General features: G+C 75.7%; 16 protein-coding genes and 1 riboswitch. Of the genes, 8 read left to right on the top strand and 8 right to left on the bottom strand.

What is annotated here, in order from left to right; genetic code table 11:
* Positions 1-78 precede the first annotated feature (78 nt).
* Positions 79-1,290, top strand: a complete 1,212-nt coding sequence (locus Q5761_RS06735; protein WP_318749970.1) for an NADH-quinone oxidoreductase subunit D — start codon at positions 79-81, stop codon at positions 1,288-1,290.
* A gap of 433 nt (positions 1,291-1,723) precedes the next feature.
* On the opposite strand, the gene tnpB is transcribed toward Q5761_RS06735, so the two are convergent.
* Complete coding sequence (gene tnpB, locus Q5761_RS06730; RefSeq protein WP_318749969.1) at positions 1,724-2,992, bottom strand: IS607 family element RNA-guided endonuclease TnpB; 1,269 nt, start codon at positions 2,990-2,992, stop codon at positions 1,724-1,726.
* Positions 2,993-3,294: 302 nt separating this feature from the next.
* Here tnpB and Q5761_RS06725 point away from each other — a divergent pair, with 302 nt between their 5' ends.
* From Q5761_RS06725 to Q5761_RS06715, 3 genes are all read left to right on the top strand, one after another.
* Positions 3,295-3,954: a helix-turn-helix domain-containing protein gene (locus Q5761_RS06725; protein WP_318749968.1), complete on the top strand. Its 660-nt coding sequence runs from the start codon at positions 3,295-3,297 to the stop codon at positions 3,952-3,954.
* Positions 3,951-5,402, top strand: a complete 1,452-nt coding sequence (locus Q5761_RS06720; protein ID WP_135225567.1) for an efflux RND transporter periplasmic adaptor subunit — start codon at positions 3,951-3,953, stop codon at positions 5,400-5,402. The genes Q5761_RS06725 and Q5761_RS06720 overlap by 4 nt, the downstream gene beginning before the upstream one ends.
* A 106-nt stretch (positions 5,403-5,508) precedes the next feature.
* The gene (locus Q5761_RS06715; RefSeq protein WP_318749967.1) at positions 5,509-8,634 is read left to right on the top strand and encodes an efflux RND transporter permease subunit; all 3,126 of its coding nucleotides are present in this window, start codon (positions 5,509-5,511) and stop codon (positions 8,632-8,634) included.
* 254 nt (positions 8,635-8,888) lie between these two features.
* Here the strand turns inward: Q5761_RS06715 and Q5761_RS06710 are convergent, their stop codons facing one another.
* A complete protein-coding gene (locus tag Q5761_RS06710; RefSeq protein ID WP_135225565.1) occupies positions 8,889-9,677 on the bottom strand; it encodes an enoyl-ACP reductase in 789 nt (262 codons plus the stop codon).
* Between the two features lie 225 nt (positions 9,678-9,902).
* On the bottom strand, positions 9,903-11,207 hold the full coding sequence (locus Q5761_RS06705) for a M24 family metallopeptidase (RefSeq protein ID WP_318749966.1): 1,305 nt from the start codon (positions 11,205-11,207) through the stop codon (positions 9,903-9,905).
* A 220-nt stretch (positions 11,208-11,427) separates the two neighbouring features.
* Here Q5761_RS06705 and Q5761_RS06700 point away from each other — a divergent pair, with 220 nt between their 5' ends.
* From Q5761_RS06700 to Q5761_RS06685, 4 genes are all read left to right on the top strand, one after another.
* A complete protein-coding gene (locus Q5761_RS06700) occupies positions 11,428-12,471 on the top strand; it encodes an NADH:flavin oxidoreductase/NADH oxidase (RefSeq protein WP_318749965.1) in 1,044 nt (347 codons plus the stop codon).
* A 245-nt stretch (positions 12,472-12,716) separates the two neighbouring features.
* Positions 12,717-12,865, top strand: a riboswitch (cobalamin riboswitch).
* 238 nt (positions 12,866-13,103) lie between these two features.
* Positions 13,104-14,177 carry an ABC transporter substrate-binding protein gene (locus Q5761_RS06695; RefSeq protein WP_135225562.1) on the top strand — a complete coding sequence of 358 codons (1,074 nt, stop codon included), beginning with the start codon at positions 13,104-13,106 and terminating at the stop codon, positions 14,175-14,177.
* Between the two features lie 116 nt (positions 14,178-14,293).
* Positions 14,294-15,529, top strand: coding sequence for a FecCD family ABC transporter permease (locus Q5761_RS06690; RefSeq protein WP_318749964.1), 1,236 nt, complete (start codon positions 14,294-14,296; stop codon positions 15,527-15,529).
* A gap of 128 nt (positions 15,530-15,657) precedes the next feature.
* Complete coding sequence (locus Q5761_RS06685; RefSeq protein ID WP_318749963.1) at positions 15,658-16,512, top strand: ABC transporter ATP-binding protein; 855 nt, start codon at positions 15,658-15,660, stop codon at positions 16,510-16,512.
* 179 nt (positions 16,513-16,691) lie between these two features.
* Here the strand turns inward: Q5761_RS06685 and Q5761_RS06680 are convergent, their stop codons facing one another.
* From Q5761_RS06680 to Q5761_RS06660, 5 genes are all read right to left on the bottom strand, one after another.
* The gene (locus Q5761_RS06680; protein ID WP_318749962.1) at positions 16,692-17,816 is read right to left on the bottom strand and encodes a citrate synthase; all 1,125 of its coding nucleotides are present in this window, start codon (positions 17,814-17,816) and stop codon (positions 16,692-16,694) included.
* 192 nt (positions 17,817-18,008) lie between these two features.
* Positions 18,009-19,295 (bottom strand): MFS transporter, encoded by a 1,287-nt coding sequence (locus tag Q5761_RS06675; protein WP_243123327.1) that lies wholly within the window; start codon positions 19,293-19,295, stop codon positions 18,009-18,011.
* A gap of 698 nt (positions 19,296-19,993) precedes the next feature.
* Positions 19,994-21,076, bottom strand: coding sequence for a Ger(x)C family spore germination protein (locus Q5761_RS06670; protein WP_243123874.1), 1,083 nt, complete (start codon positions 21,074-21,076; stop codon positions 19,994-19,996).
* 263 nt (positions 21,077-21,339) lie between these two features.
* A complete protein-coding gene (locus Q5761_RS06665) occupies positions 21,340-22,527 on the bottom strand; it encodes a GerAB/ArcD/ProY family transporter (RefSeq protein ID WP_243123326.1) in 1,188 nt (395 codons plus the stop codon).
* A 138-nt stretch (positions 22,528-22,665) separates the two neighbouring features.
* The gene (locus Q5761_RS06660) at positions 22,666-24,606 is read right to left on the bottom strand and encodes a spore germination protein (RefSeq protein ID WP_243123324.1); all 1,941 of its coding nucleotides are present in this window, start codon (positions 24,604-24,606) and stop codon (positions 22,666-22,668) included.
* Positions 24,607-25,105: the final 499 nt, after the last annotated feature.

The following is a 25,105-nucleotide window of genomic DNA, read 5'->3' as shown; positions in this document are numbered from 1 at the left end:
GCCCGATGCCAGGGCGCCATGGCGGGGGGCGGGGGGGGGCCCCCCGGCCCTCGCCTGCCAGGGAGGGAGGCCACCGCGATGCCGCAGGGCAGACCAGGGGGCTCCGGCAGCACCATCCTCGCCCGCGACCCCGCGTACACCGCGGCCCTGCCCGATCCGCGGGGCGACGCCAGCCTCGAGCTCCGCTACCTGGACGACGAGGGCCGCCACATGGTCCTCAGCATGGGACCCCAGCACCCCAGCACCCACGGCGTCCTGCGGGTGGTGCTGACGCTGGAGGGGGAGACCGTCGTCCACGCCGAGCCCGACATCGGCTTCATGCACCGCAACTGGGAGAAGCAGGCCGAGTACCGGACGTACGCGATGAACGTCCCCTTCGCCGATCGCAACGACTACCTGGCGCCGTTCCACAATGAGCAGCTGATCTGCGAGGCCATCGAGCGGCTGGTGGGCGTCGAGGTGCCCGAGCGGGCGCGGTGGCTGCGGCTCGCCCTGTGCGAGATGGAACGCATCGCCAGCCACGTCCTCTGGATCGGCACCATGGGCCTGGATCTCGGCGCGGTCACCCCCTTCCTCTACGCGTGGCGCGACCGGGAGATGTACTACATGCTGGTCCAGCAGCTCTCGGGCGGCCGGCTCTTCCCCCAGTTCATGCGCATCGGGGGGCTGCGCAACGACGTCCCCGACGGCTGGGTGGAGGCCGCCCTCCGGTGGCTGGACCACATGGAGCGCCAGGCGTGGCCGGAGTACGTCGACCTGCTCTTCGCCAACGAGTTCTACGTGCGCCGCACCCGGGGCGTGGGCGTCATCACCCCGCAGCAGGCCGTGGCCTGGCAGGCCAGCGGGCCCGTCCTGCGCGGCTGTGGCGTCGCCCGCGACCTGCGCACCCAGGACCGCGGCGTCCCCTACGACGAGCTGGGCTTCCGCCCCGTGGTGGCCGAGGGCGGGGACGTCTACGCGCGCAACCAGGTGCGGGTCGAGGAGGTGCGGGCCAGCATCCGCCTGGCCCGGGAGGCGCTGCACCGGCTGCCGGACGGGCCCGTCATCGCCAAGCTCCCGCGGGCCCTGCGCCCGGTGGGCGAGGTCTACCACGAGGTCGAGTCGCCGCGCGGCATCATCGGCCTCTACCTGGCGGCCAGCGGCGACGTGATGCCCTACCGCGCCCACTGGCGATCGCCCTGCTTCGTGCACCTGCAATTGCTGCCGTTGATGGCGCGCGGCCACCTGGTGGCGGACATGACGGCCATCATCGGCAGCCTCGACATCGTCCTGTGCGAGGTCGACCGCTAGCGCGCCCCCGCCCTCGGCACGCGGCCCGAGCCCGCCGCCCGGCCCCGCACCGGGCCTCGCGCCGGGTCCTGGGCCGCCGCGGGCCCGCGCCCCTGGGCCCCGGGGGCCGGGGAGGGTCGGGCCTTGGCGCTCTCGGTGGGTCGGGGGCCTGAGGCTCCGGTCGAGCGGGTCGCCAGCCCTGCTCCAGCGGCCCCGGCGCGAAGAGGCCACAGCGGGGCCTTCCCCCGCAAGGTCCGGCGGGCCGGCTCGAGGCCCGTCGCCCTCGGCCCGCCAGCCTCCCGTCCCCGCCTCCCCGGGGACGGACGAACCGGCCTCCGGGGCAGGCCCTCCGGGGGCAGCCGGCGCCGGCGGTCATCGACTCGACCCAGGCCGTTACCTGAAACATCGTCATCTGTTTCAGGCAGCCGATCCTTGCGGATCGGCGGTGCCGGTCTTACCCAGCGATGCGCCGGTGCCGGCTTCCCGCTTCCTCCGGGACCGCCTGCCTTGCGGCAGGTCTTCCATCCCGTCCACGGGCGTTTTTCGTCTCCGGGCCACTCCCGGCGACGGCGGCCGCCAGGGCCGCGAGATTCCGGGCCGCGTTTTCGTCCCGGTCGAGCACGAAGCCGCATTCCTCGCAGCGGAAGATGCGCTCCGAAAGCGGCAGCGACAGCTTGACCGCACCGCACAGCGAGCAACGCTTGCTGCTGGGATAGAACAGCGGCGCTTCGACCAGGACCGCCCCGTACCAGGGGCACTTGTAGCGGAGCTGGCGGCGGATCTCCGCCAGGGCCGCATCGGCCAGCACCCGGGCGAGCCGCCGGTTCTTCAACATACCCGCCATGTGCAGCTGTTCGACGACCACCACACCGTAGGTGCTCGCCAGGTGGTGGGTCAGCTTGTGAAGGGCATCCTGGCGGAGGTTCCGGACCCGCGCATGGAGCCGGGCCAGCCGGCGGCGGGCCTTGTGCCACCCCCGGCTGCCCCTCTGACGCCGGGCCAGGGCGCGGCTGGACCGGGCGATCTTCCGGAGCACTTTTTCAAGGGACCGGGGGTTCGGCCACTTCTCACCCGTCGAAAGGACCGCCAGGTGCTTCACCCCCGCGTCCACGCCCACCACCCGCCCGGGGAACCGGGGGCGGCCCGGTTGCCGCTCCACCTCGCAGGTGAAGCTGACGAACCACCGGCCCCCCTCCTGGGCGACCGTGGCGGACAGGATGCGGGCCGTTCCCGCTTCGATGCGCCAGCGCAGGGCCGTAGTCGGCTCGTGGGTCTTCACCCGCCCGATCCGGGGCAGCACGACGTGGCTCTTGTCGTCCACCCGGATCGCGCCGGTGGTGAACCGCACCGACTCCCGGCCCCGGCCCTTTTTCCGGAACCGGGGGAACCCCACCCGGCGGCCCTTGCGTTCGCCCTGGCGGCTCTTCGACCAGTTCTGCAGGGCCCGGGCGAGTCCGTCCAGACCGGAGGAGTAGGCTTCCTTCGAGTTCTCCCGCCACCAGGGGGCGACGAGGTGCTTTTGCCGGTTCCACTCCCGCCGCAAGGCGGCGAGGGTCCATGGCACTTCCACGTCTTCACCCCGGGCGCGGGCTTCCAGGCGCTCCTTCACCAGCGCCAGACCCCAGTTGAAGGCGAAGCGGCGGGCGCCCACGTGGGAGGCCAACGCCCGTTCCTGGCGGGGTGTGGGGTCTAGGGCGAAGCGGTACGCCTGCAACACACGCATGGGGAAGCCCCCAAGATCATCCAAGGACATCGTACCAGAACATCTGTTCTCAGACAACGAGCCGGCCGAGGAGGGAAGGGGATGCGAAGATTTGATGATATTGGACGAGAAAGATAAGAAACGCACTAGCTGTTCTCAACCCTCGCCTGACCCACCGCCCACCGCCTGGCGGCCGGCGTCCCCCCCTTGACGGCGGGGCGGCGGATCCGTACGCTGGGTCCGTCGAGATGACCCGGGTCAGATCATGACCGCGGTCATTCCCGGGAGAAGCACCGCCGATCCCCGCGGGGGAGGGGATCCCGTTGAGCCTGCGCCAGCACCAGCGGGAGGCCGTGCGCCAGGCCCTGCTGCGGGAGGGCATGCGGCTGCTGGCCGCCCAGGGCTTCGCCGCCACCACGGTGGACCAGATCGCCAGCGCCGCCGGGGTCGCCAAGGGGACCTTCTACAACTACTTCGCCACCAAGGAGGACCTGGCCCTGGCCGCCCTCCCGCCGCGCCTGGAGGCCCTGCGTCGCGAGCTGGCCGGGGCGGAGGGGCTCCCCCTGCGCGCCGCGCTCCACCGCCTGCTCACCCGCCTGGCGGAGTGGACGCAACAGATCCACCCCGACGTGATCTGGCTGTGGTGCATCGAGAACCTGCGGCGGGGCGGGGCCGAGCGGGCCTCCCAGCTGCTCCACCGCCTGGTGACCGACCTCTGCGCCCGCGGCCAGCGGCGGGGCGAGATCACGGACCGGCGGCCGGCGGAGGAGGTGGCGCTGGACATCGAGGGGATCGTGCTGGCGCGGCTGGCCGCCTGGTACCACAGCGGGGCGCCGCCGGGCCTGCTGCCACGGCTCCTGGCGGCCGTCGACACCTACCTGGCCGGGGCGAGGGCCGGCGACCCGGCGGGCGATGCCGAGCGGACGGGCGCCGGCGCCTCGCGCCGGACGGAGGCCATGGGAAAGGAGACCGGAGGGCGATGACCGCGCACCACGCGTCCCCAACCCTGCGCCGTCGGGGGAACCTGGCGGCGGCCCTGGTGATCGCCGCCCTGGTGCTGGGCGCCTGCGGGACCCGGGCGGGGAACGGCGCGGCCGGCACGGGCGGATCCGAACCGCCCGCGGCGGTGCCCGTGGAGGTGGCCGAGGCCGTCCCCGGGACCCTGGCCCAGCCGGTGGAGCTGCCCGGCCGGGTGCGGGCCCGGGCCGAGGTGCCGGTCCGGCCCCAGGTGGCGGGGCCGATCACCGCCGTCCACGTCGAGGTGGGCCAACGGGTGCGCAAGGGCCAGGTGTTGGTGGAGCTCGACGCCGCCGCGGCCGAGGCCCAGGTGCGCCAGGCCGAGGCGGCCCTGGCCGCCGCCCGGGCCGCCGTCCGCCAGGCGGAGCAAGGCGCGGAGGGGCAGCGACTGCAGGCCGACGCCGAATACCGCCAGGCGCAGCTCGCCCACCAGGGCGCGGCCGCCCAGCTGGACGGGGCGCGGCAGGCGCTGGCGGCGTTGGAGCGGCAGTGGCAGGCCCTGGGCTGTGACGGCGCCGGCGGGGCCGCCCCGGGGACACCCACGGCGCCCCCGGCCGGCGCAGCGGCCGCGGGCGGCGCGCCGGCCGGCGCACCCGGCGCGGCCGGGCCCCACGGCGCCGCGACGGGGTGCGGCCAGCTGGCCGCATCCCTGGCCGAGGCGCGGGCGGCGGTGCGGCAAGCCGAGTTCGACCTGGAGGCGGCCAAGGTCCGCCTCGACGCGGCCCGTCGCGCCCGCGAGCTGGCGCGCCGCGGCGATCCCGCCGCCGCGGCCCGGGCGCAGGTCGACCAGGCGGAGGCCGCCCTGGCCCTGGCCCGCCAGCAGCTGGAGCGGACCCGGGTCACGGCGCCCGTCGACGGCGTGGTGGCGGCGGTGGCGGCGGAGGTGGGCACCCTCGCCTCCCCCCAGGCCCCGGAGCCGCTGGTGATCCTGGTGGACCCCGGCCCGGTGCAGGTGGCGGCCGAGCTGCCGGTCGGCCTCTACGACGCGGTGGACGACGGCGCCAGGGTCGAGGTGGTCGTGGGCCAGCAGACCTGGCCGGGCCGGGTGCGCAGCAAGACGCGGGTCCCCGACGCCCGCACCGGCGCCTACACCCTGACCGTCGACCTGGAACCGGCCAGCGGCGCCCGGTGGCCCGCCCCCGGGCAGCCCGCCACCGTGCGGCTGTCCATGGAGGGCGGCACCCGCGGCCTGCTGATCCCCGTCGACGCGCTGCAGGAGGGGGACGAACCCGGCCGCGGCACGGTCTTCGTCGTCGAGGGGGGTCGCGCCGAGCGGCGCGAGGTGCGGTACGGGACCGTCACCGCCGAACGGGCCCTGATCCTGGAGGGGCTGCAGCCCGGGGAGCGGGTGATCACCCGCGGCGCCGACGGCCTCGCCGGCGGCGAGCGGGTGCGGGTGGTGCCGCCCTCGTGAGCCGGCCGGCCGACGCCGGCGACGTCGTCGCCGGCGTCGGCCGGCGCCCGCCCCAGGCGCCGGATGCCCGCGGCGCCGCCAAGCCGCGACGAAAGGACGGTCGCCTTTGAGCATCGCACGCTTCTCCGTGCACCGGCCGGTGTTCGTCTCGGTCCTGGTCATCGCCCTGGTCCTGCTGGGCGCCTTCCTGCTGCCGGCCATGCCCGTCGACCTGTTGCCCCAGTTCGAGCTGCCGGTGGTGGTGGTCGCCACCTCGTACCCGGGCGCGGCCCCGGCCGAGCTGGAGGCGCGGGTGGTGGAGCCCCTGGAGCAGGCGGTCAGCACCGTCAACGGGGTCAAGGGCGTGCGATCCATCGCCCAGCCCGGATCCGCCCTGGTGATCCTGGAACTGGACTGGGGCGTCGACCTGGACTTCACGGTCCTCGAGGTGCAGAAGCGGATCGACGCCGTTCGCGGCGTGCTGCCGGAGGACGCCGACAGCCCCCGCGTCCTGACGCTGGATCCGGCCGCCGCCCCCGTGGTCACCGTGGGCGTCACCGGCGACCTGCCCGCCGGCCAGCTGCAGGCGCTGGCGGAAGACCGCATCGCCCCCGCCCTGGAGCAGGTGGACGGGGTGGCCTCGGTGGCCGTGGTCGGCGTCCGCCAGCGGGAGGTCCGGGTGCGGTTGGATCCCGCCCGGCTCGAGGCCTACGGGCTCAACCCCGCCCTGGTGGCGCGCGCCCTGGGGGGCGGTGCCGCGCTGGTGACGGCGGGCGCCGTCGACCGCGGCCGCGCGGAGCTGGCGGTGCGCCTCGACGCGCAGTACACCAGCGCCCGCGACGTGGCCGCGGCCGTGATCCCGACGCCCGGCGGGGCCGCGGTGCGGCTGGCCGACGTCGCCCAGGTCGAGGAGGCCCTGGCCGATCCGACGCAGCTGGCCTACCTGGATGGCAAGCCGGTGGTGCAGCTCCAGGTCCTCAAGGCCACCGACGGCAACACCCTGGCGGTCTCCCGCGGGGTGGAGCGGGCGCTGGAGCGGCTGGCCCCGCAGCTGCCGCCCGGCGTGGAGCTGCGCCCCATCCTCGACCAGGGGGACTTCATCGAGGAGTCGGTGCGCACCGTCGCCGAGCACGGGCTGCTGGGCGCCGTCATCGCCGTGACCGTGCTCTACCTGTTCCTGGGCAACGGCCGGACCACCTTGGTGGTCGGCCTGATGCTGCCCGTGTCGGTGATCGGCTCCTTCGCCATGCTGGCCGCCGCCGGCCAGACGCTGAACATCGTCTCCCTCGGCGGCCTGCTGATCGGCATCGGGTCGCTGGTGGACTTCGCCATCGTCGTCATCGAGAGCATCCACCGCTATCGCCTCCGCGGCACGCCGCCCGCCGTGGGGGCCGAGCAGGGGACGGCCGAGGTAGCCGCAGCGGTCACAGCGTCCGCCATCGCCCAGGGAGCGGTGTTCTTCCCCATGTTGTTGATCGGCGGCCTGGCGGCCGAGCTGTTCACGCCCCTGGCGCTGGCCGTGATCTTCTCTCATGCCGCCGCCCTCTTCGGGGCCGTGACCTTCGTGCCGATGCTGGCTGCCCGGGTGCTGGGGGCCCACTACGAGCCCGTGGGCTTCCTGCGCGGCTTCCACCGGGCCATCGAACGGATGGAGGCGGCCTACCGCCGGCTGCTGGCGGCCAGCTTGCGCCGCCGCGGCCTGGTCATGGCGGTGGCCCTGGCGGCGTTCGCGGCGAGCCTGGTCGGGGCGCCGCAGCTCGGCTCGGAGTTCCTCCCCCAGGCGGACAGCGGCGAGATCCAGGTCGCCGTCCGCACCCCGCCGGGGACGCGCCTGGAGGAGACGGCCGCGGTCGCGCGGCGGGTCGAGGAGCGGTTGCTGGCCGTGCCGGAGGTCGACCGGGTGGTGACCACCGTCGGCGCCACCGGTGGCGCCTTCAGCACCGCGGCGGCCGCAGGCAACGAGGCGACGGTGGTGGCGGTGCTGGTGCCCGTCGAGCAGCGGGATCGCTCGGTGTTCGACGTGCTGAGGGCGGTGCGGGCGGACCTCGACGCGATCCCCGGCGCCGAGATCCAGGCCACGGTGCAGTCGTCGGTCATGGGCGCCGGCTTGAGCCAGCTGGAGATCCAGATCGCGGGCGACGACCCCGACGTCCTGGCCCGGGTCGCCGACCAGGTGGTGGAAAGGGTCCGCCGGGTGCCCGGCGTGGCCGGCGCCGAGAGCAGCCTGCGGGAGACCCGACCCGAGGTGGTGATCCGCCCCGACCGCGACGCCCTGGCACGGGCCGGGCTCTCCGTCCAGGAGGTGGAGGTGGCGCTGCGCGCGGCGCTGGGGGGCATGACGGTGGCCCGGGTGCGCACGGGGCAAGACCAGTGGGACGTGCGCCTGATGCTGGCCGACGAGGCGCAGGCGCGCTACGGCTCCCTGGAGCACCTGCCGCTGCGCTCGGCGACGGGGCAGGTGGTGCGCCTGGGCGACGTGGCCGCGGTGACCGAGGAACGGGCGCCCCTGGCCATCACCCGGCAGGACGGTCGCCGCCAGGTGACGGTGGCGGTCCACCTGGACGGGAGCCGACCGCTGGGGGTGGTCTCCGCGGACCTCCGGCGCGAGCTGGCCACCATGGACTGGCCGGGGGGCATGACGTGGGAGGTCGCCGGCGAGGCCGAGCAGATGGCCGAGACCTTCCGCTCGCTGGGGCTCTCCATCGTGCTCGCGGTGCTCCTGGTCTACCTGATCATGGCGGCCCAGTTCGAGTCCTTCTTCCACCCGCTGGTGATCCTGTTCTGCCTGCCGCCCACGGTGGTGGGCGCCGTGGCCGGCCTGGCGGTGCACCGGCTCCCCATCGGCGTCACCGCGCTGCTGGGCTTCTTGATGCTGGTGGGCGTGGTGATGAACAACGCCATCGTCCTGGTGGACTACACCAACGTGTTGCGGCGACGCGGCCTCGCCCGGGACGCCGCCCTGCTGGAGGCGGGCCCCGTGCGCCTGCGGCCGATCCTGATGACCATGCTGACCACCAACCTGGGGCTGGTGCCCTTCGCCTACCTGCCCGGGGCCTCGTCGGAGCTGCTGCGGCCGCTGGCGGTGGTGGTGATCTACGGGCTCTTGCTCTCCACCCTGGTCACCCTGGTGCTGGTGCCGGTGGCCTACAGCCTGCTGGACGACGGCTTGCGCCGGCTGGGCCGGTTCGTCCGGCGCGGGCGGCCACGGGAGGCTGCGGCACCGGGGACCGGCCTGGCCCAGGCGGGGCGATAGGGGCGCCGGGAGCCGGCAGCGGCGGCGACAACCGGCACGGGCCAGCCAAGCCGGCCACCCACGTCGTCGCGGCCCCGGCCTCGGCCCGGGGTCGCCCGAACGCCGGCGGCCGGTGGAGCTGGGCCCACCGGCCGCCAAGGGACGGGCTGCGGCGCCGACGGGCCCCGGCGCGCCGAGCTCCCGCCCGGGCGTCGGCGGGCGCCGTCCCGCCGCCCCTGCCCGTCCGTCCCGCCTCACGCGCCCGTCCGTCCCCCTCACACGCCCATCACGTTGTACCCCGCGTCGACGAACAGCACCTCGCCGGTGATGCTGGCCGCCAGGTCGCTGGCCAGGAACAGCGCGGCGTGGGCGACGTCCTCCTGGGTGACGTTGCGCCGCAGGGCCGAGCGTTCCGCGTGGGTCTTGATGAAGTCCGTCAGGTTGCGCACGCCGCGGGCGGCCAGGGTGTTGATGGGGCCGGCGGAGATGGCGTTGACCCGGATGCCGGCCGGACCCAGGTCCGCCGCCAGGTAGCGGACGCACGCCTCCAGCGCCGCCTTGGCGACGCCCATCACGTTGTAGTTGGGCACCGCCTTCTGGGCGCCGTAGTAGGTCATGGTCAGGATGGAGCCGCCCTCCTTCATCAGCGGCCGCGCCGCCCGGGCCAGCGCCACCAGCGAGTAGGCGCTCACGTCGAGGGCGATGCGGAAGTCCTCGCGCGTGGTCTCCACGAAGGGGTTCTCCAGGGCCTGCTTGGGAGCGTAGGCCAAGCTGTGGACCAGCACGTCCAGCCGGTCCCAGTGCCGGGCCACGGTGGCGAAGGCCGCGTCGATCTGCGGGTCGAACGCGACGTCGCACTCCAGGAGCAGGGGCGGGCGCCGGAGCTCGGGAACCAGCTTCTGGACCCGCTCGCCCAGCCGCTGGTCCTGGTAGGCGATGGCCAGCTCCGCCCCCGCCGCATCCAGGGCGCGGGCGATGGCCCAGGCGATGCTGTGCTTGTTGGCCACCCCGAAGACCAGGGCCCGCTTGCCTTCCAGGAGGCCGGCGGGAACCGTCGTCGCCACGGAATCGTCACCCTTTCCCGTCGCTGTGGAAGCCCAGCCGATGGCGTTCCCGTCGCGGCGGCGGCCAAGGTCGAACCGACGGTCCAAGGGCCGGCCGAACCGACCACCGTCGCCGCCGGGGGCTCGCCGAACCCCGCGGGCGGACCCCCTCGGGCTGGGGGCGCTCGGGCGCTCGGCGGCGGCAGGCGCTGGGTGCGCGGCCGGCCGGGCGGCCGTCGGTCCCCTTCACGAGCCGGCGGCCGCCGCCCCCGGCGATCCGCCCGCGCGGGGGCGTCGCGGCGTCCGCGTCAGGATGCGGGGCCCCGCGGCCTCGACCACCACCATCTCCTCGATGCTGTAGCCGTCCAGCCCTGGCACGCGCAGGGCCGGCTCGATGCAGAGGACCATCCCCGCCTCCAGGCGATCGTCCACCCCGGGCATCAGCAGCGGCTCCTCCACAGTCTCGAGGCCGATGCCGTGGCCGAGCAGCGGCGCCAGGTGGCCGGCGAGCCCGAAGGACGCGGCCGCCTCTTCCGCCGCCGCCAGCAGGGCCGCCACCGGGGTGCCGGGCCGGCACCGCGCGAGGACCGCCTCCAGGCAGGCCGCGGTGGCGGCGGCCAGCCGCTCCAGCTCGGGATGAACCGGCTCGAGCAGCGCGGTGCGCAGCACGTCGAACTGGTAGCCCTGGCAGGCGCCGATGATGTCGAAGGCGACCGCCTCGCCCGGCTGTACCCGCCGGTCCGTGGCCTGGGGCCAGCGGAAGCTCAGCAGGGACCAGGCGCCGGCGTGCACCCGGAAGTAGCGTACGAAGTCGGCGCCGGCGGCCAGCGCGGCCGCGGTCCCCGCGGCGCCCAGCTGCTGCTCCGAGAGGCCGGGGCGCAGGACCTCGAGGGCCGCGGCCAGCCCCACATCGGCCACCGCCGCGGCCCGGGCGAGCAGCTCCTGTTCCTCCGGGTCCTTGACGCGGCGCGCCCGGCGAACCAGTGCGTCGGCGGGGACCCACTCCACGCCCGGCAGGGCCTGGGCGGCCGCCCGGAAGGCGGCCCAGGACCACAGGTCCGTCCCCGCGACGCCGATGCGGCCTGCGGTGAGCCCCAGGCGCTGGATCCACGTGCGGAGGGCCGTGGGATGGGCGGGGGTGAGATCGACCCGGTCTGCCACCACCGTCTCGGGACGGGCCGCGTCGGCGATGAGGACCACCGGGCCGCGGCGCGGCACCAGCAGGAGCGACTGCCCCCAGCCCTCGTACCCCGGGACCGCCGCCGCCGTGGGGGCGGGGGCGTGGTGGCCGCAGAGGAAGGCCACGTCCCCGCCGCGTTCGTAGAAGGCACGGCCCACCGCCAGCACCGCATCGAGGCCCGCGGCCGCGGCGGCGGCCCGCAGCGCGTCCTGCCGCCGTCGGTAGGTGGCCTCGGGCAGGACCGGCCGGTCGATCCCGGGGCCCCGGGCCCCGCGGGGCAGGTAGGGCGCCGGGGCGGCGGGCGCCGGACCGGCGGCGTCGCCCGAGGGAGGTTCCGGGGCGGTTCCCGGTTCGTCCGACACCGGCGACACCTCGCTTCCGTCCCCCTACTTTGGCCGTCGGCCGCGGATTCCCTCCCGGGCCCCTTCCGGCCACCGCGCCGGGCCGGTGACGGCGGCCGCACCGCCGGCGGCCGCCGGCCCCCGGTGCCGCCGGCGCGCAGCCTCGGGGCCCCGGTGGAGCCGCCCCGAACGCCGGGGGTTGAGGCCGACCCGCGGCGGGCCGATAATGGCCCCGTCGAGGTGAGGAGCCATGGCGGGCTTGTTCGATCCCATCACCTTCCGCGGGCTGACCCTGCGCAACCGCATCGTCATGTCCCCGATGTGCCAGTACAGCGCCGGCACCGACGCCCGGGCCAACGACTGGCACTTCGTGCACTACGGGACCCGGGCGGTCGGCGGCGTCGGGCTGATCGTGGTCGAGGCCACGGCCGTCGAGGGCCGCGGGCGCATCAGCGAGGCCGATCTCGGCCTCTACCGCGACGACCACGTCGAACCCCTCCGGCGGATCGTCGACTTCTGCCACGCCCAGGGGGTGCCCGTCGGCATCCAGCTCGCCCATGCCGGCCGCAAGGCGTGGTCCCCGAACAAGGGGGTGGGGCCGGAGCCGGCGGTGGCGCCGTCGGCGATCCCCTTCGCCCCGGACTGGCCCGTGCCGCGCGCCCTGGGGATCGAGGAGATCCCGGCCATCGTCGACGCCTTCGCGGCGGCCGCCCGCCGGGCGCTGCAGGCCGGGTTCGACCTCATCGAGATCCACGCCGCCCACGGCTACCTCTTGAACCAGTTCCTCTCCCCGCTGAGCAACCGGCGGACCGACGGGTACGGGGGCGACCTCCGCGGCCGCATGCGCCTGCTGCTGGAGGTGGTCGAGGCGGTGCGGGCGGTCTGGCCCTCCGACCGGCCCCTCTGGGTGCGGCTCTCGGCCGTGGACTGGGCGCCCGGGGGCGTCACCCTGGACGACACCGTCGCCGTTGCGTCCGCCCTCAAGGAGCGGGGCGTCGACCTGGTGGACTGCAGCTCCGGTGGGGTGGTGCCGCCTCCCGAACCCATCCCCCAGGGGCCCGGCTACCAGGCCGCCTTCGCGGCCGAGGTGCGCCGCCGGGTGGGCATCGCCACCGGGGCCGTCGGGCTGATCACCGAGCCCGCCCAGGCGGACCACGTGATCCGCTCGGGCCAGGCCGACGTCGTCCTGCTGGCGCGCCAGTTGCTGAGGGAGCCCTACTGGCCGCTGCGGGCGGCGCGGGAGCTCGGGGCCGAGATCGCCTGGCCCCGCCAGTACCTGCGGGCGCGCCGGTAGCCGACGCCCGCGTTGGGCCGAGCCGGGGGCGCCCGCGGCCGCGGCCACGCCGGGGCGCGGGTGGGCCCCCGCCCGTCCCGCGTCCGGAAGGGCGCGTCACCGCCGCCCATCCGCGGCGACCGGCCGCTACCTCGTGCCCCCGCGATGGGGTAGAATGGGTGCGGACAACCGAATCCCGTGGCGGTCCAGGTGCCCCGTCCCGCGGCGGCCCAGGGTGCGGCGCGACGCGGCCGCGGGCGAGGGAGAATAGGGAAGTCCGGTGCGAATCCGGCGCGGTCCCGCCACTGTGACCGGGGAGCCGGCGCCCCTCGTGCGCCACTGCGGCCCGCTGCCCCAGCGGGCAGGGCTGCGGGAAGGCCGGGCGCCCGGCGGTGATCCGGGAGCCAGGAGACCTGCCTGGACCGAGTACGTACGCCTTCGGCGGAAAGGAGGTACGTACCGGGTGCGCCCACGTGCGGGGACGTCGCCCCGGCCTGCTCTGACGCCAAGGCCGGGGCTTTTCGTTTGAGCAGGGAGCCGTTGGCGGAGGGATCCGTCCGCCCGCCGCCGAGGGGCGCGGGCGACCCGGGTGCGGCCGGGTCGGCGCCCCGGGCGGGTGCCGACGGAGACGGGGACGAGGGGAGAGGGACCGGATGATGGCACGGTTCGTACGAGGGCTCTGGGCGGGACGAACGCGGCGAGGCGGCGGGCCGCGACGCGGTGGGGCCCTGGTGGCGCTGCTCCTGCTGGTCGCCCTGCTGGTGACCGCCTGCGGCGGTGGCGGCGGGGCGACGCCGGACGGCGCAGGGGCCGGCGGCTCCGGGGCCGGTTCGTCCCCGGCCGCTGCCGGCGAGGGGCAGGCGTCGACGGAGCAGGCGCCGCGGACGAGCTACCCCTACACCCTCACCGACGACGCCGGGCGGCAGGTGACCCTGGAGCGGCGGCCCGAGCGCATCGTCTCGCTGGCGCCGAGCAACACCGAGATCCTCTTCGCCATCGGCGCCGGGGACCGGGTGGTGGGGGTCGACTCCTTCAGCGACTACCCCGCGGAGGTCCAGGAGCTGCCCAAGGTCGGGGGCCTGACGGACACCAACTACGAGCAGATCGTGGCCCTGGAGCCGGACCTGGCCCTGACCATCGGCGGGACCGAGGAGCAGGTCGCGAAGCTGGAGGAGCTCGACATCCCGGTGGTGGTCATCCAGCCGGCCACCCTGGACGACGTGCTGGACCGCATCCTGCGCATCGGCGAGCTGGTGGACGCCCAGGCGGGCGCGCGCCGGGTGGTGGAGGACATGCGGTCCCGCATCGAGGCGGTGCGCCAGCGCGTGGCGGACATCCCGGAGGACCAGCGGGTGCGCGTGTTCTACGAGGTCTGGAACGACCCGCTGATGACCGTGGGGCCGGGCGGGTTCATCCACGACGTCATCGTGGCCGCCGGCGGCATCAACGTCGCCAAGGGGACCGGTCAGCCCTGGCCCCAGATCAGCCTTGAGGAGGTCGTGCGGCAGGACCCCCGGGTCATCGTGGTGCCGGCCTCGCTCAAGACCTCCTACGAGGAGCTCAAGGCCAAGCGCCGCCGCGGGTGGGAGGGCATCACCGCGGTCGAGCAGGGCCGCGTGTACGCCATCGACGACGCGGTGATCAGCCGGCCGGGGCCGCGCCTGGTCGAGGGGCTGGAGCAGCTGGCTCGCTGGTTCTACCCCGACCGCTTCCAGGGAGGCGAGTGACGGCCGAGGACGCGCCAGGGGGGTGCCGGCCGCGCCGGTGGGGTCCGGTGGGGGCGGGGGGCATGCGGCTTCAGGGGAGAAGGCAGCGGCCCCTGGGCCGGGCCGCACGATCGGCGATGCCGCAGGGCGGGGCGAGGGCCGAGGCCGACGGGACGGGTCCTGGACGAGGGCCGGGAGGGCCGGGTCCGGCCCGCCTGCCGGGCGCGGGGCGCCCTCCCGGCCGGGGGGCCGGCGTCTTCGCCGGCCTGGCCCTGGCCTTGGTGGTCTCGCTGCTGCTGGCGACGGGGCTCGGGGCCGTCGCGGTGCCGCCGGCCGAGGTGGTGCGCGTGCTGCTGGACGCGGCGGCCCGCGCCCTCGCGGGGGACGCGGGCGGGGAGGTGGCCCCGGCGGCACGGATCCTGGTGGACATCCGGCTGCCGCGGGTGCTCCTGGCGGCCCTTGTCGGGGCGTCCCTGGCCGCCGCGGGCAGCGCCTTCCAAACCCTCTTCCGCAATCCCATGGCGGACCCCTACGTGCTGGGCGTCTCCAGCGGCGGCGCGCTGGGCGCGGCCCTCGCCTACCTGGTGCTCCTCGGGCTGTCCACCGGCGCGGCGGGCGCGGCGGAGGGGCCGCCCGGCGGCGCGGCCGGGCCGGCGGCCGGAGGGCTCGGCGGCGTGGCGGGCGCGCTGGTGCGGATCATCGGCTTCGGGCTGGTCCCCGCCGGCGCCTTCGTCGGCGCCCTGGGTGCGGTGGTGGCGGTCAGCCGCCTGGCCCGGGTCGGCGGCCGCCTGGCCGTCGGCACCCTGCTGCTGGCCGGGGTGGCGGTGGCGTCGCTGCTGGGCGCGCTGGTGTCCTTGCTGGTCTTCCTCAGCGGCGAGCGATTGCGACCCATCGTGTTCTGGCTGCTGGGCAGCCTGTCGGGCGCGGGCTGGCGGGACGTGGAGGCCCTGGCCGTGGCGGCGGCGCTGGGCCTCGGGATCCTGGCCAGCCAGGTGCGGGCGCTCAACGCCCTCTGGCTCGGCGAGGAACCCGCCCACCACCTGGGGGTCGACGTGGAGGCGGTGAAGCGGCGCCTGCTGGTGGCCGGTTCGCTGCTGGCCGCCACGGCGGTCAGCGTCAGCGGCGTCATCGGCTTCGTGGGGCTGATCGTCCCCCATGCGGTGCGGCTGATGGTGGGCGCCGACCACCGGCGGCTGTTGCCCGGCGCCGTCCTGGCCGGGGCGACGGTGATGATCCTGTGCGACACCGTGGCGCGGCTGGCCCTGGCGCCGGCCGAGCTGCCGGTGGGCGTCGTGACGGCCCTGGCCGGGGCGCCCTGGTTCCTCTGGCTGCTGCGGCGCCATGCCGCGGGACGGGACGTGGGACTGGGATGAGGGAGGGTCGCGTCCGGGCCGCGGTGAGGGGGCGCGGGGCGGGGCTCGCGGCGACCTGCGCTCCGCCGGACGGGCCGGGACGGCGGGCCGGTGCCGGCGACGGTCCCCGAGGGTGGGGAGGTGGGCGGATGGGATTCGCCCTGGAGGTGCGGGGCGTGCGCGTCGGCTACGCGGCGACCCCGGTGCTGGACGGGGTGACCCTGGAGGTCGGTGCCGGGGAGTGGTTGGCGGTGGCCGGCCCCAACGGGTCGGGCAAGACCACGCTGCTGCGCACCCTCTCGGGCTACCTCCGCCCCCAGGCGGGGTGGGTGCGCCTGGAGGGCACGGACCTGGCGGCGTGGCGGCCGACCGCCCGGGCGCGACGGCTGGCCGTGGCCGGCGTGGAGTCGGGGCCGGGGTCCGGGCTCACCGTGGCGGAGTACGTGGCGCTGGGGCGGACGCCGCACCTGGAGGGGCTCTGGGGCTGGGAGGGACCCCGGGACCGCGAGGCGGTGGCCCGCGCGCTGGCCTGGGTCGGACTCGCCGACCAGGCCCATCGGCCCCTGGACGTGCTGAGCGCCGGCCAGCGGCAGAAGGCGCTCCTGGCCCGCGCGCTGGCCCAGGAGCCGGCGGTGCTGCTGCTGGACGAGCCGACCAACCACCTGGATCTGCGCCACCAGGTGGAGATCATGGACCTCTTGGATGGCCTTCGCCGCCGCCTGGGCCTGACGCTGGTCGCCGTCCTCCACGACCTCAACCTGGCCGCCCTCTACTGCCAGCGCCTGGTACTCATGGAGGCCGGCCGGGTGGTGGCGGCGGGGCCGCCGGCCCAGGTGATGCGGCCCGACGTGCTCGGCCGGGTCTACGGTTGCCCGGTGCTGGTGGTGCCCCATCCGCGCCTCGGCGTGCCCCAGGTGGCGCTGCTCCCGGGCGGGTCGTCGGGGCCGGGAGCCGGCTCGTCCCCTGCGGAGCGGGCGGACGAACCGGCGGCGGCCGGCGCCTGAGGGACGACGCGCCCGCGGGAAACGCGGCGGCGGATGCGGGCGGCCTGGCGGCCGCCCGCATCCGCCGCAGTGGATCGTCCCCCGCCGCGATCCGCCGCCCTGCCGCCCCCCGCGGCCTCCCGTGCGGTGCGGGGAGGCGCGCCCCGCGGGGAGGGCGGCCGGTCGCCCGGGCCCGCGGCTCAGCGCCGTTCCAGCGGGACCCAGGGCCGATGGGTGGGGCCCGTGTACTCGGCGCGCGGTCGGATCAGCCGGTTGTTGGCGTACTGCTCGAGGACGTGGGCCGTCCACCCGGAGATCCGGCTGACGGCGAAGATCGGCGTGTACAGCTCGAAGGGGATCCCCATCACGTAGTAGGTGGAGGCGCTGTAGAAGTCCACGTTGGGATGGAGCCCCTTCTCCGCCGCCACCGCCCGCTCCACCGCCTGGGAGATCTCGAACCAGCGCAGCTCCCCGGCCGCCTCCGCCACCTTGCGCGAGAGCCGGCGCAGGATGGTGGCCCGCGGGTCCTCGGTCTTGTAGACCCGGTGCCCGAAGCCCATGATGCGGCGCCGCTGGGCCAGGGCCTGCTTCACCCACGCCTCGGCCCGCTCGGGCGAGCCGATCTCCAGCAGGGTGCGCATGACCTGCTCGTTGGCTCCCCCGTGGAGGGGACCCTTGAGGGCGCCCAAGGCGGCGGTGATGGCCGAGTACATGTCGGACAGGGTGGCTGCCACCACCCGGGCCGCGAAGGTCGAGGCGTTGAGCTCGTGGTCGGCGTGGAGCACCAGGGCGACGTTCATGACCTCCGCGTGCAGCGGGCTGGGTTCCTCCCCCCGCAACATGTAGAGGAAGTTGGCCGCCAGGGACAGGTCGCGCCGGGGTGCCACCGGCTCCTTGCCCTGGCGCACCCGCTCGATGGCGGCCACCAGGGTGGGGAACTGGGCCACCAGGCGCGTCGCCCGGCGCAGGTTGGCCTCGCGGGACTGGTCGTCCTGCTCGGGATCCAGCGTGCCGAGGAACGAGACCGCGGTGCGCAGGGCCGCCATCGGGTGGGTGGCCGGCGGGATGTGCCGGATCAGCTCCAGCACCTGGCCGGGCAGCGCCTGCTGCGAGCGCAACTGCTGGACGAAGGCGTCCAGCTCCGCCCGGTTCGGCAGCCGGCCGTGCCACAGCAGGTACACCACCTCTTCGAAGGTGGCGTGCTCCGCCAGGTCGCGGACGTCGTAGCCGCGGTAGAGGAGGCGGCCCTCCTTGCCGTCGATGAAGCAGATCTCCGACGTGCCCGCCACCACGTCTTCCAAGCCGGCGGGGTTCGGTTGGGTCATGCCACATCCCCTTCCTGCCGCGAAGTCGGACATCGGTTTCCGGCGGCGCCGCGTGGGGACACCGGACCGGGCCGTCCGCCCGCCGTCCCGCGGACGCGGCGGTGACGATGGTCCCGTCCGCCCGGCCCCGTCGGGCCAATTTCGGTTTTGCGGGGCGGCAGTCCTCCCCTGCCTAGTCTCCCGCCCGCCCCCTCAGTCTCCCGCGCGGTGGACGGGCGGTCGCGCCCCGCGGCCCTCCAGGGGGCCGCCGCCGGCGAGGTCCTCGTCGGCGCCGGACGGAGAGGCCGCGCCGGCCAGCCGGTCGGCGTCGTCCAGCCCGTGGCGCCAGCGCAGGGAGAGGAGGGCGGCCGCCAGGAGCAGGACCCCGGCGGCGTGGAACGCGGGACCCAGGCCGACCCAATCCGCCACCGGCCCGAAGAGCAGCGGGCTCGTCAGCTCCGCCAGCCGGTTGCCCGTCAGACGCACCCCCATGGCCAGGCCGCGCTCCGCGGTGGGGACGGAGTTGGCCGCCGCCAGCATGCTGAGGGGCATCGTCAGCCCGGTGGCGATCCCCAGCAGGGCGGCGGCCACGGTCAGCGACGCCACGTCGCGCAGGAGCGGTGTGACGCCGAGGGCCGCCGCCCCGGCGACCATGGCCAGGAACAGCACGCGGAAGCGACCGCCCGCCCACGCGACCAGGGGCCGCATGTAGGCGCGGACGGCCAGGGCCGTGACCGCGCGCACCGCCAGCAGCATCCCCAGGGTGGACGTGCTGAACCCCAAGACCTGGGTGACGTACACCGCGTAGAACGACTGGTTGACGCCCAGGGAGAAGATCAACGAGAAGGCGGCCAGGATGGCCAGCCGCATCTCGGGCAGGGCCAGCAGCTCGCGGGCCCGGCCCGCCTGGGTGCGCAGGTCCATGGGGGCCGCGGCCGCCGGCGGCGCGTACACGCGCCGCGCCAGCAGGACGCCGGCCAGGCAGAGCGCCGCCGCCACGGCGAAGGTGGCCCGGAAGCCGACCCGATCCGCCAGCAGTCCGCCCCCCAGGGGACCGACCAGCTGGCCGGCGGAGGTGGCGGTGGTGAACCAGGCCAGCTGCTGCTCGCGCTCCCGGGGCTCGCCCAGGCTGGTGACCAGGGTCTGGGTGCAGACCACCAGGAGCATCTGGGACATGCCCGCCACCAGGGCGGCTGCTACCAGCCAGGGCAGCGCGGGACTGGCCGCGGCCACCAGGAGCCCTGCCGCCAGGCCGGCCGCTCCCGCCACCAGCAAGGGCCGCTCGCCCCAGCGACCCACCAGGCCGCCCACCGGCATGGAGAGGAACAGGGGCACGAGGGCATACGTCCCGGCCACCACCCCGAGCCCCGTGGCGCCGGCTCCCAGTTCTCGGGCGGCGAACACCGAGAACAGCGGCCGCGACATGGTGACCACGGCGAAGGTCAGGGCGGCCAGGACGTTGACCCGCCAGAGGGTGTCGCGCAGCTGCCGGCGGGTCAAGGGGGGCCGCCCCTCCCAGGACCCGGGCCGCCGCGCTGGGAGACCGGCACGGCCCGAGGCCCGCGCCGGCGCCACCGGCGGTGCGCCCCCGCTGGCTCCTTCGGCGGCGTCCGGCTGCGCCGCCCCGACGCCGGCCTCCCCGCGGTGGGTTGTCCACGACCCGCGCCGCTCCATGGCGATCGCGCTCCTCCGGTGTCGACCTCACCCGGTCCGAGGGCTGCGTGCGTACCCGACGGGCGCGGCGCGCCGCCGACCCGCCCGACGGCCAGCGCACCGGCGGGTCGACCTGCCGAGGACGCCGACGGGCGCGGCGGGCCGCCGACTGCCTCCGACCCCTCACCGCCCGCGCCCGGCGCCAGTCGAGCCTGACCCCGATGTCGCCGCACCGTCTGGCCGACGCCGCCACGCCCGACCACGGCGACGGCGACGTCCCACCGGGGCGGTCCGCGGGCGGCCACCGATCCTTCGGGGAACGAACCAATTCCGATACCGGCATAGCACATCGGCCCCGCCCGGGAAAGGTGGGCGGAGGCGGCAGGTGCGATGCAGGGGCACGGCGGGCCGACCCGGGCGTCCGGCTGCCCGGGCGTCCGGCTGACCCGTGGGGTGCCCGAGGTCCGACCGAGCCGGGCAAAGAGGTCCGACCGAGCCGGGCAAAGAGGTCCGACCGAGCCGGGCCAATCGGGGGGCTTCAGTGGTCAGTGGAACGCGCCGCCCCGGCTGATGTTGACCCGGACTTGGACGTCCACCTCGGCGCGGGGCCACTGGCTGTGCCAGGGCTGCCGGGCGAAGGCATCCGGGTGGGCGATCCGCCACCGCTCCCCGAAGCCCCACGGGTCGGCGCCCAGGCGCTGCAGCCGGTCGATCAGCCGCCGGACGGACCGGGTCAGGGCCGTGGTGGCGTGACGCTCGAAGAGGCGGTGATGGGGGCCCGAGAAGCCGTGGGCCTCCATCAGGATGGCGTTCACCTCGACGTCGAAGCGGAAGCGGGGGGAGCCGTCCGCCGCCGGCGAGAGGGGCACGATGTCGGCGCAGACGCCCAGCGGACGGAGGCTGATGCTGCGGCCCCGCCCCATGGGGACTTGCCAGGCGGTGTTGCGGGCGTCGCGGGTCAGCGCCAGCAGGCGCGTCTCCTCGGCGCTCAGGACGCCCACCATGCGCTGGCCGCGGAAGACGGCGGCCCGGGCCACGCGCATCTGGCCCTCGGGGCCCCCCTCCACCAGCGGCACCACCGCGTCCCGCCCCGGGTTGAGGGTCGTCACCCACAGCCGCCAGTAGGGCAGCCCCAGCACCCCTGCGGGTTTGCTGCGGGCACGCAACACGTCGTCCAGGTAGAACTCGGGGAAGGTCTGCTGCGGCGGCTTGATGGTCATCACCCGCTTGGGATCGCCCCGGCCGACCACGAACCACGCCGCGCGGGGGATGTCGGTGTCGTTCATGAGGAACTCCAGCAGGGGGCCGATGCCCCGGCGGGCCAGCCGGTCGCTGACGCCGACCACCATGAGCTGCCCCAGGAACAGATCCCGGCTGGTGACGTCGCGCAGCGCCGCCAGGGTCTCCGTCGCCGTGTGCCCGCGGGTCTCCAGGACCACGTAGGCCGGCTCCTCCGGTTGGGGTCCGATGGCGGTGCCGCCCGAGGGCACCAGGGCGCGGGGATCGGGGACGGTGGCCAGCATCCGCCAGCCGCCGCCGGGTGCCAGGTCGAAGACCAGGCCGAGCACCACGGTCCGCCGGTCGATCTCCTCCAGGTCCCAGCAACCCGCGAGGAGGAACGCGGCCAGCAGGAGCAGGGCCGCCGCCCGCCGGCGCGCCGCCCGCCGGCCACGGACCCGGCCCGCCAGGCCGTCGGGGTCGACCTCCGCCCGGCAAGGCGTCGGCGGCGGGGCCGCCCCCGCACGGGCCGCGGCCCCGCCCCGCCCGCCAGGCCGCCTGGGCCCGGGCCTCAGCAGCAGGCCTCCCCCGGGGCGGTCCCAGGCCGGCGCCCTGCGGCCACCGGACCTCCAAGGGGCTCCCTGAGATGGCCGGCCACCCCCGGGATGGGGCCTCATGGCGGCGCCACCCCCAGGCGCCGCAGGCGGGCCACCGCCCACAGCAGCAAGGGGTAGGCCGCCGCGGCGTACAGGCCGCCGTAGACCACGACGCGCCGCAGGGCGTCCATCTGGGACTGGTCCTGGGGCCAGAGGCCCACGGCCAGCGCGCCCACGGCCAGGGCCGGCAGGAGGTAGGGCATCGCCCGGGGACCCAGACCCAGCCACACCGGCAGCCCGATGTAGTCGGTGACGAAGTACACGGCGCTGGAGACGAACAGCACGACCTGGTAGACCACCAGGCCGGGCAGGCCGAGTTCCTCGAGCAGCGCCAGCGGCACCTGGACGATGCGCAAGGCCTCCAGCGTCGGCCACCCCATCAGCGCCACCGCCCGGGGGCTGAACGTGGCCAGGGTCGCGGCGGTGACCGCCACCTTGAAGGCCGCCACCCCGAGGTAGACGCCCACCACGGTGCGCACCTGGCGCCGGGGATCGCGCACCGTCGCCAGCTGGACCGTCAGGTGCTTGATTGGGATGAAGGGCGCGAACCCCGCGGTGGGGGCGGCGGCGAGGACGGTCGCCGGCACCGGCCACAGCGGCAGGAGGTGCAGGGGATCCACATTGCGCAGAGACAAGAGGAACATGGTCCCGGCTGCGGCCAACACCGGCACCAGGAGCATCTGCGCCAGCCGGTTCAACGCCAGCGGCCCCAGGCCCACCACCAGCACGATCCCCGCCACCACCAGGGTCGCGATGGCCCACGACGGCGTCCGCGGGAGGAGGTAGGTCTGCACCACGTCGACGAACTGGCGCAGGAAGTAGCCGAGGAAGAGGAGGCTGTACGACAGCAAGGCACCGTTGGCTGCGAAGGCTACCGGGCGCGGGAGGATCGCACCTGCGTACTGGTAGACCGTCTGGCCCGGAAACCGTGCGGCCAGGTCGAGGATCGCGAGGACGACGACCAAGCCCAATAGGGCACCGAGGACTTGTGCAAGCCACCCGAAGCGATCGGCGGCTCGGGCGAGCCACATCGGGCCATCCAGGAGGGAGAACTGGAACAGGGTGAAGAATAGGAGGGCGGCCAGGCCGCGCGAGGACATCCACATGCCGTGGTGCTTGGCCGACGGCCGGGCACGGCGCGGGGCGCCGGCTCGGACCGGCGGCCGGATGGGCTGCCCATCCCGCTCGCGTTGCCTGCGCGGCACCAGTCGAGCACACCTCCTCTGCGATCCTCCACCCCTGGGACCAGGAAAGGGTGTCAAACGGGTCTTGCGGTACGGGACCTACGGGAGCACCGTCAGCCGCCTGCCCTGCCTGCCGCGAGGCCGCGCCCCCGCATGGGGTCAGGGACGCTGGGAGGCGTCCTTCTCCCAGTGCGGCGGGCGCAGGGCCGCACTGAGGAGCCGACGTGGCCGTAAGGGACCGAAGGGCGTGGTGTACGGTGCGCCAGCCGATTCGGCGGCGGCCAGGTGTGCCGCGATCAGCAGGAGACCGGCCATCAGCCCCGTCAGGCCAAAGGTGGAGCTGAGGCCGATCAAGACGAACTTCAGGATGCGCCACGTCAACCCCAGGAAGTAGTTGGGGATGGCAAAGGACGCGATCCCCGTGCCTGCCGTCACCACGATGACGATCCCGGAGACGAACCCGGCCTGGGCGGCGGCGGTGCCCAGCACGACGCCGCCTGCGATGCCCACCGTCTGCCCGACCGCCGCGGGCAGGCGGAGGCCGCCCTCGCGGAACAGCTCGAAGAGCAGCTCCATCACCACCAGCTCGACCGCGGCGGGCATCGGTGCCCCTTGGCGGATCCCGGCGGTGGCCAGGGCCAGCTTCGTGGGGACGAGTTCGGGGTGGAACCCCACCAATGCGATGTAAAGCCCCGGGAAGGCCAGCGAGATGAATAGGCCCACCACCCGTAGCAAGCGGACGGCGGAGCCCTGCCAGAAGTTGACGTAATATTCGTCTGGGCTTTGATACAGCTCGTTCAGAGAGGTGGGGAGGAACAGGCCGAAGGGGCTGCGATCGACCAGGACCACGACGCGGCCCTCCAGCAGCGCCGCGGCCACCTTGTCGGTGCGCTCGGTGGCCTGTACCAACGGGAAGATCGACCCTTTCCGCCCCGTGAGGTACTCCTCGATGGTGCCGCTCTCGATGACGGCGTCGGCGTCGATGCTCTGCAGGCGCTCCCACACCTCGTCCACCAGGGCCTGGGGCGCCACGTCCTCGATGTAGACCATGGCCACCGGTGTGCGGGTCCGGCGGCCCAGCTTGAGCTTCCGCACCCGCAGGGAGGGGTCGCGGATCCAGCGGCGGATCAGGGCCAGGTTGTCCGACAGGGTCTCCACCAGGCCCTCCCGCGGCCCGCGGATGGTGCGCTCGGACTCGGGCTCGTCGGGCTGACGCTTGGGCCAGCCCTCGGCGCCGAAGGTCAGGATGTCCGGGACGCCCGCCACCACCAGGGCCGCCTTGCCCTCCACCACGGCCTGGGCCGCGCGGCGGTAGGAGCGGGTGCGGCGCACCTCGGTGGCGATGGTGATGGACTGGCGCAGCTCCCGGGCCAGCCGGGCCGCCGGGGTCGGCGGCCCGGCTGGCCCGCGGGCCGCCCCGGCCGCGCCGCCACGGGGGCGCCCGGGCCGGCGGGCCGGGGGACGCCATCCCGGCGCCCGCGATGCCGACGGCTCGGCCGCCGCGGGGTCGGCAGCCCCCGCAGGGGGCCGGGCGGCCGCCCCGCGGACGGCGGCCAGGCGCTGCAGGGGTTCCAGCACGGCCTCGCTGACGAACTTGGGGTCGACGACGCCGTCGGCGTAGACCACCAGCCCCGCCAACGGCCCGAAGCGGAACGGCCGGTAAATGATGTCATCGCTGGGACCGATGTAGTAGGCGAGCTGTCGACGGGCATGGCGCAGGTCGTCGCGGGTGGCGGCACGGGGATGCCGCGTGGCCCCGGGCGCCCCCCGGGCATGGTCCAGCAGCGCGTCGATGGCGGCCAGGGTGCGGCGGGTGTGGCGCCGCAGCAGCTTGAGGGCGCGAGGGGACGCCGGGTCGGACCGGGTCGGGGGCGCGTCCCGCCGCGGCGCGGCGGCCGGGTCCGGCGGTCGCGTCATGTTGGCCACGGCCCACCAGCCCGCCGGGCCGTCGAACCGGATCTCCCCGGCGGTGGCAGGGAAGGGGCGCCGTCGCCCGGACCCCTCGCCGGTTCCGCCGCGACGGGCGCGGGCCGCGGACGAGGACCCCTCGCCCGGGTCGCGGCGGCCGAGCCGCGTGCGCAACGCCGACCAGAGCCCCAACGCGGTCACCTCCTGGCCGTGGGTTAGCTTTTCCGGCCCGTGGGCCGTTCACCCGGCCCGCGGGCCGGCGGGCCGGGTTCGCCCCCCGGCCGGCGGGCATGGGCCGACCGGCGGAGGCGCGATCCCTGCGGTGCCGTGCACCGGCGGGGGCGGTGCCGGCAGCGGGGATCCCGGCGGCGGTGGCGTGGACCAGCGGGGAGCGGTCCGGACGGCGGCCTGCACCGGCAGGGGCGATCCCGGCGGCCGGCTGGACCGGCGGGGGCGGTCCCTGCGGCGGCGCGCACCGGCGGGAGCGCGGTCCCGGTGGCGGCCTGCCCCATCGGGGGTGATCCCGGCGGCGTGCACCGCGGGTGGCGGGCGTCCGCGGCGGCCTGCACCTGCGGGGGCGATCCTGGCGGCGGCCTGCATCGGTGGAGGCGGGGTCCGTCGGCGGCCCGGGACTGGACTGCGCGCGTGCCCCCGGCGGCCTGGGGCTGGACTGCACGAGCGCGCCCGCGGT

The sequence above is a fragment of the Thermaerobacter composti genome (genome assembly GCF_033582035.1).
In the GTDB taxonomy this organism is placed as follows: domain Bacteria; phylum Bacillota; class Sulfobacillia; order Thermaerobacterales; family Thermaerobacteraceae; genus Thermaerobacter; species Thermaerobacter composti.
The sequence above is the reverse complement of the archived record's forward strand: the minus strand, read 5'-3'. Positions and strand labels throughout refer to the sequence as shown.

Bases quoted from the DNA above. Each gene is read 5' to 3' on its own strand.
- Q5761_RS06700 (WP_318749965.1), top strand. From the start codon at position 11,428: ATGGCGGGCTTGTTCGATCCCATCACCTTCCGCGGGCTGACCCTGCGC.
- tnpB (WP_318749969.1), bottom strand. From the start codon at position 2,992: ATGCGTGTGTTGCAGGCGTACCGCTTCGCCCTAGACCCCACACCCCGC.
- Q5761_RS06690 (WP_318749964.1), top strand. From the start codon at position 14,294: ATGCCGCAGGGCGGGGCGAGGGCCGAGGCCGACGGGACGGGTCCTGGA.
- Q5761_RS06685 (WP_318749963.1), top strand. From the start codon at position 15,658: ATGGGATTCGCCCTGGAGGTGCGGGGCGTGCGCGTCGGCTACGCGGCG.
- Q5761_RS06735 (WP_318749970.1), top strand. From the start codon at position 79: ATGCCGCAGGGCAGACCAGGGGGCTCCGGCAGCACCATCCTCGCCCGC.
- Q5761_RS06720 (WP_135225567.1), top strand. From the start codon at position 3,951: ATGACCGCGCACCACGCGTCCCCAACCCTGCGCCGTCGGGGGAACCTG.
- Q5761_RS06680 (WP_318749962.1), bottom strand. From the start codon at position 17,816: ATGACCCAACCGAACCCCGCCGGCTTGGAAGACGTGGTGGCGGGCACG.
- Q5761_RS06695 (WP_135225562.1), top strand. From the start codon at position 13,104: ATGATGGCACGGTTCGTACGAGGGCTCTGGGCGGGACGAACGCGGCGA.